This is a genomic window from Streptomyces sp. NPDC030245 (assembly GCF_055572995.1).
Genome location: NZ_JBVICF010000015.1, coordinates 131,072 through 146,464 on the forward strand (window position 1 = coordinate 131,072; position 15,393 = coordinate 146,464).

A 15,393-nucleotide genomic window follows, 5' to 3' on the forward strand; every position below is an offset into this window, starting at 1 on the left:
TCGGGATTTCGGACGAGGACGACTCGGGGAGCATAGCTCACTGTTACCTATACTCACAATGCACAAGGTCCTGGTAATGTTCCCGCATGAACACCCCGGACCCAGACGGCCTGCTCGCCGAACAGCTGCTGCGGCTGACCCGCAGGTTGCAGCGGATCCAGAAGCGCCATCTGGTGCCGATCGGCATCACGCCCGCCCAGTCCCGCCTGCTGCGCACCCTCGCGCACTGCGAGACCCCGCCCCGCATGGCCGATCTCGCCGAGCGCCTCGAAGTCGTGCCGCGCGCTGTCACCACCCTGGTCGACGGCCTGGAGGCCGCCGATCTCGTGCGCCGCGCACCCGACCCCACCAACCGCCGGGTGATCCGCATCGAGCTCACCGACGCCGGACTCAAGGCCCTCGGTGAGCTGCGCGGCGCGCGCCGCGCCGCCGCGGAGGACATCCTGGCTCCATTGGACACCGAGCAGCGCGCCCAGCTCGGCGTCCTGCTGAACGCGCTGTTCGACGTGCCGGACGTCCGCCGCTGCTGACCCCGTTCGCCGCCGGGCGCCGCACACCGTCGCCGCAACCGTCGAGGAGAGCTCATGCCACTGCTGGAGCCCGAGCCGGACGCCCTGCGCCCCGATCCCGCGGCGCGCGCGCAGGGCCCGTCGCACGACCGCGTGCCGGACCGGCGGGGCGGCGGCACCCCTGAGCCGCTGCGCTCCGAACTGACCGCGCTGCTCGGCGCGGACAAGGTCCTGACGAAGATCTCCGACCTCGTGAAGTACGCGTCGGACGCCAGTCCCTACCGCTTCGTGCCGCAGGTCGTGGTCGTCCCCGAGGACATCGACGACGTGTCGGCCGTCCTGTCGTACGCGCACGGCAAGGGCCGCGAAGTCGTCTTCCGCGCGGCGGGCACGTCGCTGAACGGCCAGGCGCAGGGCGAGGACATCCTCGTCGCCGTGCGCAAGCACTGGTCGGGCGTCGAGGTGCTCGGCGAGGGCGAGCGTGCCCGTATCGGCCCCGGCACCACGATCGTGCGCGCCAACACCACCCTGGCCCGGTACGGCAGGGTGCTCGGCCCCGACCCGGCGAGCGCGATCGCCTGCACCGTCGGCGGCGTCGTGGCGAACAACGCGTCGGGCATGACGGCGGGCACCACCCGCAATTCGTACCGCACGGTCGCCTCACTGACCTTCGTCCTCCCTTCAGGGACGGTCGTGGACACGGCCGAGCCGGACGCCGACGAGCGGCTGGCGCAGGCGGAGCCGGAGCTGTGCACGGGCCTGCTGGCCATCAAGCGGGAGATCGAGGCGGACGCCGGGCTTTCGGCCCGCATCCGCGCCAAGTACGAGATCAAGAACACCAATGGCTACCGTCTCGACGCCTTCCTCGACGGCGCGACGCCCGTGGAGATCCTGCGCGGCCTGATGGTCGGCTCCGAGGGCACCTTCGGTTTCATCTCCGAAGTCGTCTTCGACACGCTGCCCCTGGACCGGCATACGACGACCGCCCTGCTGTTCTTCCCCTCGCTGCCCGCGGCCGCCGCCGCGGTGCCGCTGTTCAGTGCGGCGGGCGCGCTCGCCCTGGAGCTGATGGACGGCAACACCCTGCGCGCGTCGGTCAGCGTGCGGGGCGTGCCCGCCGACTGGGCCGACCTGCCGAAGTCCACGGCCGCCCTCCTGGTGGAGTTCCGCGCCCCGGACGAGGCCGCACGGGAGGCGTACGAAGCGGCGGCCGCCCAGGTCCTCGAAGGGCTCGAACTGGTCGCGCCCGTCCCGTCGGTGACGAACACGTTCACCCGCGACGCGAAGACGGCCGGCGGTTACTGGAAGGCGCGCAAGGCGTTCGTCACCGCTGTCGGCGGCTCCCGTCCTGCGGGGACGACGCTGATCACCGAGGACTTCGCCGTCCCGCCGGGCCGGCTCGCGGAGGCCTGCGAAGCGCTGCTCGACCTCCAGACGCGGCACGGCTTCGACGCAGCCGTCGCGGGCCACGCGGCGGACGGCAATCTCCACTTCCTGCTCGCCTTCGACGCGGCGCTCCCCACGGACGTGGAGCGCTACGCGGCGTTCATGGACGACTTCTGCCGTCTGACGGTGGAGCGTTTCGACGGCTCCCTCAAGGCCGAGCACGCCACGGGACGCAACCTCGCGCCCTTCCTGGAGCTCGAATGGGGTCCCAAGGCGACCGAGTTGATGTGGCGCACCAAGCAGGTCATCGACCCGGACGGGGTGCTCGCGCCCCGCATCGTCCTCGACCGCGATCCGAAGGCTCATCTGCGCGGCCTGAAGACCATCCCCAGGGTGGAGCCGATCGCCGACCCGTGCATCGAATGCGGCTTCTGTGAACCGACGTGCCCCAGCGAGGACTTGACCACGACCCCGCGCCAGCGCATCGTGCTCCGCCGCGAGATGATGCGCCAGCCCCCGGGCTCCCCCGTCGAGGACGGCCTCGTCGAGGCGTACGGCTACGACGCCGTGGACACCTGCGCGGGCGACTCGACCTGCGCGATCGCCTGCCCGGTGGGCATCGACACGGGGGCCCTGATGAAGGACTTCCGGCACGCGCGGCACTCGCCCCGCGAGGAGAAGGCGGCCGCTCTCGCCGCGAGGAACTTCAAGGCCGTCGAGGCGTCCGCCCGGCTGGCGGTGGCCGCCGCCGACCGGATCGGTGACCGACTCCTGACCGCGGTGACCCGCACCGCCCGCAAGGCCGTGCGTCCGGACCTGGTGCCCGAGTGGCTGCCGCAGATCCCCGGGGCCGCCGCACGCAAGCTGCCGCGCACCGCACGCGTCGGCGCCTCGGCCGTCTACTACCCGGCGTGCGTCAACCGCATCTTCGGCGGGCCGGGCGACCGCTCCCTGGCGGAGGCCGTGGTCGCCGTCTCCACGCGCGCGAGGAAGCCGGTTTGGATTCCGGACGATGTCACGGGGACGTGCTGCGCGACGATCTGGCACTCCAAGGGGTACGACGCCGGGAACAGGGTCATGGCCAATCGCATCGTCGAGGCGGCCTGGGGCTGGACGGCCGGCGGCCGCCTGCCGCTGGTCGTCGATGCCTCGTCCTGCACGCTCGGCATCGCGCACGAGGTCGTGCCCTACCTGACCGCCGACAACCGCGAGTTGCACCGGGAGCTGACGGTCGTCGACTCGATCGTCTGGGCCGCCGACGAGCTCCTGCCCCACCTGACGGTGCACCGCACGGTCGGCTCCGCCGTGCTGCACCCCACCTGTTCCATGCGGCACCTCGGGGACGAGCCACAGCTCCGGGCGGTCGCCGAGGCCTGCGCGGACGAGGTGGTCGTCCCGGACGACGCGGGATGCTGCGCCTTCGCGGGCGACCGCGGCATGCTCCACAAGGAGCTCACGGAATCGGCCACGCGCAAGGAGGCGGCGGAGGTCACGTCCCGCCCCTTCGACGCGCACCTCTCGGCGAACCGCATGTGTGAGGTGGGCATGGACCACGCGACGGGCCGCGGCTATTACTCCGTACTCCTGGAGTTGGAGCGCGCGACACGTCCGTGACCGGTCCCCCGTCCCCGTGCTCTCCGGTGTCCCGTCAATAAGTCCAACTCTTCGGTCCCTCCTGTCTCTTGCGCCCCGGCCGGGCCGCCACCAGGGTGGCTTCCGCCCCAGTGGTAGAGACCAGCCGACATTGAGCTACGGAGGTCCGATGCACGACGAGAACGCCACCCCGACCCCTGACGGCACCACCCCCGACGACGGCACCGGGAGCACTGCGGGAGACGGCCACTCCCGCCGCACGGTGCTCCGCACGGCGGGCCTCGCCGGTGCGGGGCTCGGAGTCGGCGCCTTCGCCGGCGGCCCGGCACACGCCGACGTCCCTGCCACGGCCGCGGCCGCCCCGGCGTCGGACACGTCGGGTACAGGGGCGGCCGGGGCCCCCGCCCGCAAGGGCGCCACCATGATCGGCGTGCCGTTCGAGCGGCGCTCCACGGTGCGGGTCGGGATCATCGGGCTCGGCAACCGCGGCGGCAGCATGATCGACCTGTTCCTCGCGATACCGGGCGTGCGTGTGGTCGCCCTCTGCGACCCGGTCAAGGACAAGACCGCGGCCGCCGCGAAGAAGGTCACGGCGGCGGGCCAGCCCGCCCCCGCGACGTACACCAAGGGCGAGCACGACTACGAGAACCTGTGCAAGCGCGGCGACATCGACTTCGTGTACGTGGCGACGCCCTGGGAACTCCACTTCCCCATGGCCAAGTCGGCGATGGTCAACGGCAAGCACGTCGGCGTGGAGTGTCCGATCGCCATGCGCCTGGACGAGCTGTGGCAGCTCGTCGACCTGTCCGAGCGCACCCGCAGGCACTGCATGCAGCTGGAGAACTGCTGCTACGGCAAGAATGAGATGCGTGTCCTGCGCATGGCGCACGCGGGCAAGTTCGGCGAGCTGCTGCACGGGGCGGGTGCCTACAACCACGACCTGCGCGGCCTGATGTTCGACCCCGACTACTACGAAGGTCCGTGGCGCCGCCTGTGGCACACGCGGCTGCGCGGCGACCTCTACCCCAACCACGGCTTCGGCCCGGTCGCCAACTACATGGACGTCAACCGCGGCGACCGCGTCACGCACATCTCCAGCTTCGGCACACCCGCGCTCGGCCTCGCCGAGTACCGCAAGGCGCACATGCCGCCGGGCGACCCCAGCTGGAAGGAGACGTACATCGAGAGCGACCGCACCATCAGCCTCGTCCAGACGGCGAAGGGACGGGTGATCCGTCTGGAGCACGACGTCTCGACGCCCCACCCCTACAGCCGCATCAACAGCCTCGGCGGCACGAAGGGCGTCTTCGAGGACTACCCCGCCCGCATCTACATCGAGCCGGAGCACACGAACGACCAGTGGGCCGACTTCTCCAAGTACGCCGACTTCGACCACTGGCTGTGGAAGGAGCACTCCAACCCGCCCGGCGGGCACGGCGGCATGGACTACATCATGATCTTCCGGCTGATGCAGACCATGCAGCTCGGCCTGGTGCCGGACTTCGACGTGTACGACGCCGCGACGTGGACGGCGCCCGTCCCGCTGAGCCATCTGTCGATCAAGGCGAAGGGCGCGCCGCAGGCGGTCCCGGACTTCACGCGTGGCCTGTGGAAGAAGGCGAGGCCGGGCGTGGACTCGGAGAAGCCGAAGGCGTAAGGGCCGGGGCGGGCTCGGTGCCGTGGTTCTGGCACCGGGCCCGTCACCGGGCCTGCTGGGGAGCTACGCCGGTCAGCAGCGTCGGCGGTCCTCCGTCAGGGTTCCCTGGACGGTGGAGAGGGTCCGGTCGTAGCAGCCCGTGTCGCCGACCAGCCGGTAGCGCTCGCGCGACGTGCCGACGGCGTGCCGCTGATCACGCGGGACATTGGCGGTGTACGTCGCGTCGCCGTCATAACGGTCGTCCAACACCGACCAGCCGGTGCGCCGGTCGCCCCGTTGCGTGGCCCTCTCGGCGCGGTCCCCGAGGGAGATCTCGGTCCGCAGCCGGTCGCCCGCCCCGAGCGTCGTGGTGCCGTCCATGGTGTACGTCCGGTCGGTGCGCGCGGCGCGATGGCCCGTCGTGACCGTCTCGCGGTCGGTCCAGGTGGCCTTGAGCGCGTCCGTCGACTCGCCGTCGGTCCAGCGGTGGACGGACGTGTTCGCGAGGGCGCGCGTCACGGTCGTCGCGACGCGGCCGTGCGAGGTGTTCACATACCCCGAAACGCTGAGCCGGTGCCCGCCCTCCGTGTCGAGCCGGTGTGCCGCGTCGCCCGAACCGGGTGTGTACGTCGACTTGTTGGCGAGGTCGCCCTCCTTGTGGCGTGTCAGTCGGCCCGTGACGTGGTCGCTCTTCTCGTCCTGCCAGACCAGAACGTTGACCGGCGTGCTCCAGCCGGTCGTCGCCTCGGGGACGCCTGCGGCGGAGACCTCCACCCGGTGCGGGCGGCCGTCGTTGAGGATGCCCGCGAAGGGGGTCAGGTCGTACTCGATGGGCTTGATGTCGAAGGCGCGCGGCCCCGGGATCACGTACCAGAGGAAGGGGTTGGACCAGCCGCCGGTCCACACGGTCGGGAACGGCGCGGCGATGCCCGCGAGCCGGCCGTCGACCTTGACCTGCACCTCGCGGTAGGGGCCGTTGTCAGCCTTGCAGGAGTAGGGCGCGGCGTCGGGCACGGTCAGGTACCAGTACTCCTCGCAGCCGCCGCCGGAGCCCGTGGCGTACACCTCGGCGATGATGCGTTCGCTGTTGCGCGGGGTGGTGAGGGTGGTGCCGGTGGCGCCCTCGCCGAGGGGGATGATCCGGTCGGGCGTCTCGCTGGAGGCGGCAGCCGCCTTCGGCCGCTGATAGAACGTCAGCTTCACCTTGACGTCGATGATCCCGGTGTAGGTCTCGTTGACGACGTTCCCGATGAGCATCTCGACGTGCTGGGCGCGGGCCAGCGTGTCGCTGTACCGCGTCACGTCCTTCTCCACGGACCACGTGATGCCGTCGACGGACGGCTGCGGAGTCGACGTACGGAAGACTTCGACACCGCCGATGCGGAGGTAGCCCAGACGGTCGTACTGACGCCCCTTGACCTTTCCGTCGAGGCGCAGGACCACCTTGGCCCAGTCGCCCTTGCCGCACTTCTCCGGAGGGGCGTAGTCACCCTTGTACGGTGTGAAGTCCTTGAACTGCGCTTCGGCGACCGTCACTTCACAGGACTTGGCAGGCGGTTTCGGCACGGGCGGTGCTGCGGTGACCGGGTCGTGCCAGTCGTTCCCGAACTCCGGTGGGGGCGTGGCGGCCGCGGCCGGACCGGCGCCGAGGAGAGTGCTCGCCGCGAGGGCCGCCCCGGCGAGCATGGACATGACGCGTCTTCTCATGGAGGTTTTCTATGGGGCGGTCGCCGATCACCGCAATGGTGCCGCCGCTGCCTCAGCCTCCTGGTCCCCCGCCTTTTGCTCTCTCCTGCTGTCCCGCATCCGGTTCAGGCCCGTAGGTTCGTCCTGTCGCCCATCACCACGACCGGGTGCTGCTTCGGATCGAGCGTGCGCAGCAGGTACTTCATGCCCGCCTTGGACAGGCTCACGCAGCCCGAGGTACCGCTGCCGTGGTCCATGTGCAGCCAGATGCTGCCGCCCTTGGCCTGACCCTGCGGGCGCGTCGGGTCGTTCGGCGGGGTGCCCTTGGCGCGGTTGTAGTCGATGGCGATGACGTAGTCGAAGTCGTGCCAGTGCGTCTTGGGCCAGTAGTGCGGGGCCTGCATGGACACCGACTGCGTGTAGGGGAACTTGGCCCCGGGGTCCGCGAGGACGCCGCCTGCGTCGGAGAGCGTGAACACACCTACCGGGCTGCGCTTGTCGTTCTCTCGATGGTCGGTGGTCCAGCCCTTCTTGCCGTTGTGCGCCGGCCAGCTGCGGGCCTTCTCCCAGGTGGTGTCCTTGCTGCCCGACTTCGTGTAGAGCACGACGGTCGACTTCGCCGAGTCCTCACCGTCGCCGTAGACAGCCACGACCTGACGGGAATTCCGCGGGATCTCGGCCTGCAGCCGGTCGCCGACGTCCGGAATACGCCGTGGGTCGCCGGCCCCGGCCCGGTCGCCTTGGCCATCTCCCGCACCCTTGCCGTGCTCCGCGCCGGCGTCGCCCTTACGCGGACCGTCGTCGTTCCCACTCGCGCAGGACGTCAGAAGAACACCGCAGGCCGCTGCCGCGACCACCACACGTATCCCACCCGCTATTCGCATCCGTCCATGGTCGCACCCGCTCCGCACTCCCCCGGCCAGCGCCACGGCGCACGCCGGGACCGGGCCGATTCTTTACCCCAGGGCGGAAAACCGTTTGCTTCCCACCACCGCACGACGCGAACCTTTCACGGTTTGTAACCGCCGTCCGCTCCTTCGAGCTCTCGTCGGGGCGACGCCGCCGCACCTCGTCCACCTAGTCCTGGGACATCATGCAGATTCGCGACCTTCCGTATACCGACCCCGGCGTACCTGACGTCCGGTCGGGACCGCGCTTCCTGCTGTGGCTGGGCCGCAACCAGCTCGGCGGGCAGCTCAAGTCCCTCGCCTGGGGTCTGCTGCACTTCAGCTCCATCGCGGGCCTGCCCTACATGGTCGGCGTCGCCGTCGAGGCCGTGCTCGATCGCTCCGGCGGACGACTCGCTCTGGCGGGCGCGCTGATCGGTCTGCTCGGCATCGGCATCGCGGTGGGCGACACCATGCTGCACCGCACCGCGGTCACCAACTGGATCACGGCCGCGGCGCGCGTGCAGCAGCTGCTCGCACGCAAGACCGCCGCGCTCGGCTCCGCGCTGACCCGGCGCGTCGCCGCCGGTGAGGTCGTGGCCGTCTCCACCGGTGACGTCGAGAAGATCGGCTGGTTCGTGGAGGCGCTGTCGCGGTTCGCGGCGGCCGCGCTCACGGTCGTCCTGGTCTGCGTCGGTCTCGTCGTCTACCAACCCGCCCTCGGCGTCGTCGTCGCTGTCGGCATTCCGGTGCTCGCGATGGCCGTGCTCCCGCTGCTGCCCCGCGCCACGCGCCGGGCCGACTTCCAGCGCGAGAAGGCGGGGCGGGCCACCGAACTGGCGTCGGACACCGTCGCCGGGCTGCGGGTGCTGCGCGGCATCGGCGGCGAGGAACTCTTCCTCGACCGCTACCGCCGTGCCTCGCAGGAGGTCCGCACGGCCGCGGTGCGTAGCGCCCGGATGTGGGCCGTCATCTCGGCGATCCAGATCCTGATGCCGGGGCTGCTGCTGATCGCGGTCGTCTGGCACGGCGTGCACCTCGCTCGCGAGGGCCGCGTCACGGTGGGCGAACTCGTCACCGTCTACAGCGCCATCATGATGCTCAACTACCCGCTGCGGCACTTCGAGGAGATCGCCATGGCGTACTCCTTCTCCCGTCCCTCCGCGAAGCGAGCGGCCCGGGTCCTCGCTCTGGAGCGGACGGCGCCGAGGGGTGCGGACTCCGGGGAGGAGGCCTCCGGTGATGTGAATGTGGCGTCCTTGGCGGAAGGTTCGGCGGAGTCTTCGGCGGGTGGCTCGCCTGCGCCTTCCGGTGACCTGTACGACCCGGCGACGGGCCTGCTCGCCCCGGCGGGTCGCCTGACCGCCGTGGTGTGCGGCGACCCCGACGAGGCGGGACGGCTCGCCGAACGGCTCGGCGGACACCCCGCGTTCGACGACGCCGCGGGCCTGCCGTCCGTACGTCTCGGAGACGTACCGCTCGACGACCTGCCGCTGGCCGCCGCCCGCACCGCCGTCCTGGTCCAGGACAAGGACCCCGTCCTGCTCTCCGGAACCCTGAGCGCCCTCCTCGACGTACCGGCCTCGGGCGCGGTCAGCCCCGAGGAGGCGCTGGCCGCGGCGCAGTGCTCCGACGTCCTGGACGCACTCGCGCAGGCGTCGGTGGACGACGACCCGATGGCCGCCCACCTCACGGAACGCGGCCGCTCCCTCTCCGGAGGCCAGCGCCAGCGCCTCGCTCTGGCCCGCTCCCTGGTCACCGACCCCGAGGCTCTGGTACTCGACGAGCCGACGTCGGCCGTGGACTCGCACACCGAAGCCCGGGTCGCCGATGGCATCCGGCAACTGCGCCGGGGACGCACCACCGTGGTCCTCACCTCGTCACCTCTACTCCTCGACCGTGCCGAGCGTGTCGTCTTCCTGGCCGACGGCGAAGTCGCGGCGGTAGGCGAACACCGCGAACTGATGCACAGCGAGCCGCGGTACCGCGCGGTCGTGACCCGCGAGACCGACAGCGAACGCGCCGAACACGCCGAACGCGCAGATCGTGCTGAACACGAAGATCGCGCAGAACACGCTGATCGCGTCGCCGCGGAGGCTCTGGCGGGCCCGGCCCTCTCTGACGGCCTGACGAACTTCGACATCGAGGAGACGGCATGATCGGCCTGGCGCCCCCGGCATATGATCCGGCGGCCCCCACGACGGCGGAGACCCTGCCCATCGGCTCGGCCACGACCGTGCGCGACTACGTTCGCGAACTGTTCCAGCGCCACCGCCGGTCCTTCCTCCTGCTCATCCTGGTGAACACGCTCGCCGTCATCGCCTCGATGGTCGGCCCCTATCTCCTCGGCGGCTTGGTCGAGAAGGTCTCCGACGACGCACGGGACCTCCACCTCGAACTCACCATCGGACTGTTCGCCGTGGCCCTCCTCGTGCAGGCCTTCTTCGTGCGCGAGGTGCGGCTGCGCGGCGCGATGCTCGGCGAGCGGATGCTCGCGGACCTGCGGGAGGACTTCCTCGTGCGCTCCGTCGGGCTGCCGCCCGGCGTCCTGGAACGGGCCGGTACCGGCGACCTGCTGTCGCGCATCACCACTGACATCGACCGACTGGCCAATGCCATGCGTGAGGCCGTGCCGCAGCTCGCCATCGGCGTGGTGTGGGTGGTGCTGCTGCTCGGCGGGCTCGTCGTGACCGCGCCGCCGCTCGCACCCGCCGTGCTCGTCGCCGTGCCCCTTCTCGTCGTGGGCTGCCGCTGGTACTTCAAGCGGGCTCCCTCCGCCTACCGTTCGGAGGCCGCCGGATACGCCGCCGTGGCCGCCGCCCTCACCGAGACCGTCGACGCGGGGCGCACGGTGGAGGCCCACCGCCTCGGCCAGCGCCGCGTCGAACTGTCGGAGCGCCGCATCGCGGAATGGACCGCTTGGGAGCGGTACACCCTCTATCTGCGGTCGGTCCTCTTCCCGGTGCTCAACCTCACCCACACGACGGTGCTCTGCTCGACACTGATGATCGGCGGAGTCTTCGTCCTCCAGGGCTGGATCGGCGTCGGCCAACTGACCACGGGGGTCCTGATCGCGCAGATGCTCGTCGACCCGCTGGGGATCATCCTCAGGTGGTACGACGAACTTCAGGTCGCGCAGGTGTCGCTGGCCCGGCTCGTCGGTGTGCGTGACATCGAGCCGGACGCGGGCGACCCCTCCGTGGCTCCGGAGGGACGACATGTCCTCGCCGACGACGTCCACTTCGGGTATCGCGCGGGCGTCGACGTGCTCCGCGAGGTGTCTCTCGCCGTCGAACCCGGCTCGCGTGTCGCGCTGGTCGGCCCCTCGGGCGCGGGCAAGTCGACCTTGGGCAGGCTTCTCGCCGGGATCTACGGACCTCGCACCGGTCGCGTCACTCTGGGCGGCGCCGCGCTGTCGGACATGCCCGCGGAGGCGGTGCGCGCCCATGTGGCGCTGGTCAACCAGGAACACCACGTCTTCGTGGGCACTCTGCGCGACAACCTCCTCCTCGCCAGAACCGGCGCGCGGGACGCCGAACTGTGGGCCGCACTCGGTGCGGTCGACGCGGCCGACTGGGCGCGTGGCCTCGACGAGGGCCTGGACACCGAGGTCGGCTCGGGCGGATTCGCGCTGACACCCGCGCAGGCCCAGCAGATCGCCCTGGCGCGACTGGTCCTCGCCGACCCGCACACGCTCGTCCTGGACGAGGCGACCTCGCTCCTCGACCCGCGCGCGGCACGGCACTTGGAGCGCTCCCTCGCCCGCGTCCTGGACGGCCGCACGGTCGTGGCGATCGCCCACCGGCTGCATACCGCACATGACGCCGACGTCATCGCGGTGGTCGAGAGCGGCCGGATCAGCGAACTGGGCAGCCACGACCAGTTGGTGGCGGCGGACGGCGCGTACGCGGCGCTGTGGCGGTCCTGGCACGGGTAGGAGGGGGTGGGTGTACGGGGGGGCGGGCTGGGTGTGTGGGGAGGCATGCTCGACGTACAGGGAGGTGGACTCCCTGGACACAGGGGCCCCTACTGGCTCTCCGGCAGGGGCAGTTAGGGTTCGTGGATGGCTGCATCGTCCACGGAACCCGGCATCCCCGATCGGCGTGGGCCCGTCCGCTACCTCTGGTGGGTGACCGTCAGCCAGCCTCGCCGTGTGGCCGCCGGAGCCGTGTTGGGCAGCGCGTGGATGGTCTGCCTGACGCTCCCCCCGTACGTCCTGTCGCGCGCCATCGACGACGGACTGCGGGCGGGTGACCGGTCCGCTCTGGTGAGCTGGTGCGCGGCCCTGTTCGGCATCGGAGTCCTGAACGCCTGGCTGGCGATCATGCGGCATCGCACCATGACCCGGATCCGCCTCGATGCCTACTTCCGTACCGTGCGAGTCGTGGTCGACCACGCGACCCGGCTCGGCGCCGCGCTGCCCCGCCGCATCTCGGCCGGTGAGGTCGTCACGATCGGCCACTCGGACGTGGGAGTGATCAGCCAGACCCTCACTGTGACCGGGCCGGGCGTGGGCTCGGTGATCGCCTACTTCGTGGTGGCCGCGCTGCTGCTGTCCGTCTCCACGTTGCTCGCTGTGGTGGTGCTGGTCGGCGTGCCGCTGCTCGCCGTACTGATCGGGCCGTTCCTCAGCCGGTTGCAAGGCGCCGAGACGGCCTACCGGGAGCGCCAAGGTGCACTCGCCGCGACGCTCGGGGACCTCGCGGGCGGGCTCCGTGTCCTCAACGGCCTCGGGGGCAAGGGAGTGTTCGCGGCCCGTTACCGCGAGGGCTCGCGCCGCCTGCGGGACGAGGGCTACCGGGTCGGGTCGAGCATGAGCTGGATCCAGGCCTTCGGTCTCGGCCTGCCCACCCTGTTCCTGGCCGCTGTGACGTGGCTCGCCGCACGCATGGCCGCTCAGGGCACCATTACTGTCGGCGAGTTGGTGGCTATCTACGGGTACGTCGCCGTGCTCGTGGTGCCGGTGACGAGCTTGATCGAGGGCAGCTACGACATCGGCCGAGGGCTCGTGGCCGCGCGTCGGGTCGTCGACTTCCTGAACTTGGAGCCGCAGGGCTGGGAGAGTGAAGGTGGCCCTGCCACCGACCCGGGCCCCGGCCCCGGCCCCGAGAAACCGTCCGTGCTGCGCGATCCCGCGTCCGGCGTCGAGGTCGCCCCCGGGCTCCTCACCGCACTCGTCAGCGCTCGTGCGTCCGACGGCACGGAGATCGTCGATCGGCTCGGCCGCTTCGCTCCCTCCTCCGTCACATGGGGTTCGGTCCGCCTCGACGCCGTCGCGCTGGACGAGGTGCGTGCCCGGATCCTGGTGGCGGACAACGAAGCGGACCTCTTCGCCGGTACCTTGCGCGCCGCCGCTTCCGGCCGAGGGGCTCCGGACGAGAACGCCATCACCCTCGCAGTGGAGGCGGCCATGGCCGGCGACATCGTCCTCGGCCTCCCGGACGGACTCGATGCCCTCCTCGACGCGCAGGGCCGCAACCTCTCCGGTGGCCAACGCCAGCGCATCCGCCTGGCACGGGCCCTCCTCGCCGACCCCGAGGTGCTCCTTGCCGTCGAACCGACATCGGCGGTCGACGCCCACACCGAAGCGAACATGGCGTCCCGCCTCCGCGCCGCCCGCGACGGACGCACCACCCTTGTCACCAGCACATCTCCCCTCGTCCTCGACCAAGCCGACACCGTGTACTACCTGGAGGACGGCCGCGTGAGCGCCGTCGGCCGCCACGCCGACCTGCTGGCAGGCCATCCGGGCTACCGGCACCTGGTGTCGCGCGGGACCGAAGAAGGCGACGAGGCGAAGGAACAGCACACGCCACAGGGACAGAAGCGCTTTCGACCTCCCGCCGAGCCGACTCATGAGGCCCTCCGATGACGCCGCCCCGCCGCGACGACACGGCCGGTGCCGAGATGGGGCACCTCCCCGTGGCCGACCGCCGCCAGGTCCGACGTGCCGCCCTCCGGCTCATCCGGCAGGACACCGGCGCCTTCATCACGATGATCGTCTTCAATGCGCTTGCCGCGGCAGCGGGGCTCACCGGCCCCTGGCTCCTCGGGCGCATCATCAACACGGTCAGGGACGGCGGAGGTGTCGACGCCGTCGACCGCCTCGCGCTCGGCATCCTCGTCGGCGCCGTCGCCCAGCTGCTGCTGGCACGCCACGCCCGCTACCTCGCCCATCGCTTCGGCGAGCGGACTCTCGCCCGCATTCGTGAGCAGTTCGTCGACCGGGCCCTCGCCCTGCCGGCGTCCGTCGTGGAACGGGCCGGAGCAGGCGATCTGACGGCGCGCGGCACCACCGACGTCGCGACCGCAGGGCAGATGCTGCGCGACACCGGGCCGGATGTCTTCGTTGCTGCCGTGCAGGCGTTGTTCATCCTCGGTGCGGTCTTTCTGCTGAACCCGCTGCTCGGTGTCTGCGGTGTCGTCGGCCTCACCGGCATCTGGTTCGCCACCCGCTGGTACCTGCGCCGTGCGCACTCCGCCTACCTCGAGCAGGGAACGGCCCACTCCGCACTGGCCGAGGTACTCGCCGCCACGGCCTCCGGGGCCCGCACCGTCGAGGCCCTGCGTCTGCGCGAGCGTCGTGTCGCGGACAGTGAGGCGGAGATCGGGCGGTGCGTCGCCGCCCACGACCGGACACTGTTCCTGCGCAGCGTCCTCTTCCCCTCCATCGACGTTTCGTACGCCGTCCCGGTCGTCGCCGTACTGCTCCTCGGCGGGATCCTCCACGACCAGGGCTCCGTGAGCCTGGGCACGGTGGTCGCTTCGGCCCTCTACCTGCAGCAGCTCTCCCAGCCGCTGGACACGATCCTCCAGCAGGTGGAGCAGTTGCAGAGCAGCGGCGCCTCCTTCGCCCGGGTCGAGGGCCTGGCCACCGCCCCGACAGGTTCCACCGGCGCCACCACTCCCCTTCTCCCCCACGGCGACACCCCTGAGGACGACCGCATCGAGGTCAAGGGCGTGCGCTTCGCCTACAGCGGCTCCGCCGACGTCCTGCACGGCGTCGACCTCTCCGTACACCCCGGCGAGCGCCTTGCGATCGTCGGGCCCTCGGGGGCGGGCAAGAGCACGCTGAGCCGACTTCTGGCGGGGATCGACGCACCGGCCGAGGGCACGGTGACCGTCGGCGGCGTATCGATCGCCGATCTTCCGCCCGATCGGCTGCGCCGTCAGGTCGTCCTCGTCACCCAGGAGCACCACGTCTTCCTCGGCACTCTCAGGGACAACCTCGTCATCGCGGCGGAGACCGCCACCGACGTCGAACTGAAGGCCGCCCTCACCGCGGTGGGCGCCGACTGGTCCGACGACCTGCCGGAGGGTCTGGACACCGAGCTGGGCCCCGGGGGCCACCGCCTGCACGGGGCGCAGGCCCAGCAGCTCGCCCTGGCCCGCGTCGTGCTCGCCGATCCGCACACGCTGATCCTGGACGAGGCCACCGCGCTCCTGGACCCGACGACAGCACGGCACACGGAACGGGCCCTCGCCGCCGTCCTCCACGGACGCACTGTCATCGCCATCGCCCACCGGCTGCAGACGGCCCACGACGCGGACCGCGTGGCGGTCATGGAGGACGGCCGGGTGACCGAGCTCGGCACCCACGACGACCTCGTGACAGCCGGCGGCGCCTACGCCGCCCTCTGGCACTCCTGGCACGGCGAGCGCCCGTCCACGGCCTGAGCCGACGTGGGTGTGGGCG

General features: G+C 71.2%; 9 protein-coding genes. 7 read left to right on the forward strand and 2 right to left on the reverse strand.

Features of this window, described 5'->3' with window-relative positions; all coding sequences use genetic code 11:
- Positions 1–86 precede the first annotated feature (86 nt).
- The 3 genes from ACZ4Z4_RS33540 to ACZ4Z4_RS33550 all read left to right on the forward strand — a co-directional run bounded on the left by ACZ4Z4_RS33540 (position 87) and on the right by ACZ4Z4_RS33550 (position 5,145).
- A complete protein-coding gene (locus tag ACZ4Z4_RS33540) occupies positions 87–530 on the forward strand; it encodes a MarR family winged helix-turn-helix transcriptional regulator (protein WP_468335940.1) in 444 nt (147 codons plus the stop codon).
- Positions 531–584: 54 nt separating this feature from the next.
- Positions 585–3,509: an FAD-binding and (Fe-S)-binding domain-containing protein gene (locus ACZ4Z4_RS33545; protein ID WP_468335943.1), complete on the forward strand. Its 2,925-nt coding sequence runs from the start codon at positions 585–587 to the stop codon at positions 3,507–3,509.
- Between the two features lie 148 nt (positions 3,510–3,657).
- Complete coding sequence (locus tag ACZ4Z4_RS33550; RefSeq protein WP_468335946.1) at positions 3,658–5,145, forward strand: Gfo/Idh/MocA family protein; 1,488 nt, start codon at positions 3,658–3,660, stop codon at positions 5,143–5,145.
- Positions 5,146–5,217: 72 nt separating this feature from the next.
- Here the strand turns inward: ACZ4Z4_RS33550 and ACZ4Z4_RS33555 are convergent, their stop codons facing one another.
- Together ACZ4Z4_RS33555 and ACZ4Z4_RS33560 are read right to left on the reverse strand one after the other, a co-directional pair.
- Positions 5,218–6,831 carry a peptide-N4-asparagine amidase gene (locus ACZ4Z4_RS33555; protein ID WP_468335949.1) on the reverse strand — a complete coding sequence of 538 codons (1,614 nt, stop codon included), beginning with the start codon at positions 6,829–6,831 and terminating at the stop codon, positions 5,218–5,220.
- Between the two features lie 104 nt (positions 6,832–6,935).
- On the reverse strand, positions 6,936–7,694 hold the full coding sequence (locus ACZ4Z4_RS33560; protein WP_468335952.1) for a L,D-transpeptidase family protein: 759 nt from the start codon (positions 7,692–7,694) through the stop codon (positions 6,936–6,938).
- Between the two features lie 209 nt (positions 7,695–7,903).
- Between ACZ4Z4_RS33560 and ACZ4Z4_RS33565 the strand changes: the two genes are divergently transcribed.
- The 4 genes from ACZ4Z4_RS33565 to ACZ4Z4_RS33580 all read left to right on the forward strand — a co-directional run bounded on the left by ACZ4Z4_RS33565 (position 7,904) and on the right by ACZ4Z4_RS33580 (position 15,374).
- Positions 7,904–9,856 carry an ABC transporter transmembrane domain-containing protein gene (locus ACZ4Z4_RS33565; RefSeq protein ID WP_468335955.1) on the forward strand — a complete coding sequence of 651 codons (1,953 nt, stop codon included), beginning with the start codon at positions 7,904–7,906 and terminating at the stop codon, positions 9,854–9,856.
- Positions 9,853–11,634, forward strand: coding sequence for an ABC transporter ATP-binding protein (locus ACZ4Z4_RS33570; protein ID WP_468335958.1), 1,782 nt, complete (start codon positions 9,853–9,855; stop codon positions 11,632–11,634). The genes ACZ4Z4_RS33565 and ACZ4Z4_RS33570 overlap by 4 nt, the downstream gene beginning before the upstream one ends.
- Positions 11,635–11,760: 126 nt before the next feature.
- Positions 11,761–13,569, forward strand: coding sequence for an ABC transporter ATP-binding protein (locus ACZ4Z4_RS33575; RefSeq protein ID WP_468335961.1), 1,809 nt, complete (start codon positions 11,761–11,763; stop codon positions 13,567–13,569).
- Positions 13,566–15,374 carry an ABC transporter ATP-binding protein gene (locus ACZ4Z4_RS33580; protein WP_468335964.1) on the forward strand — a complete coding sequence of 603 codons (1,809 nt, stop codon included), beginning with the start codon at positions 13,566–13,568 and terminating at the stop codon, positions 15,372–15,374. The genes ACZ4Z4_RS33575 and ACZ4Z4_RS33580 overlap by 4 nt, the downstream gene beginning before the upstream one ends.
- Positions 15,375–15,393 lie beyond the last annotated feature (19 nt).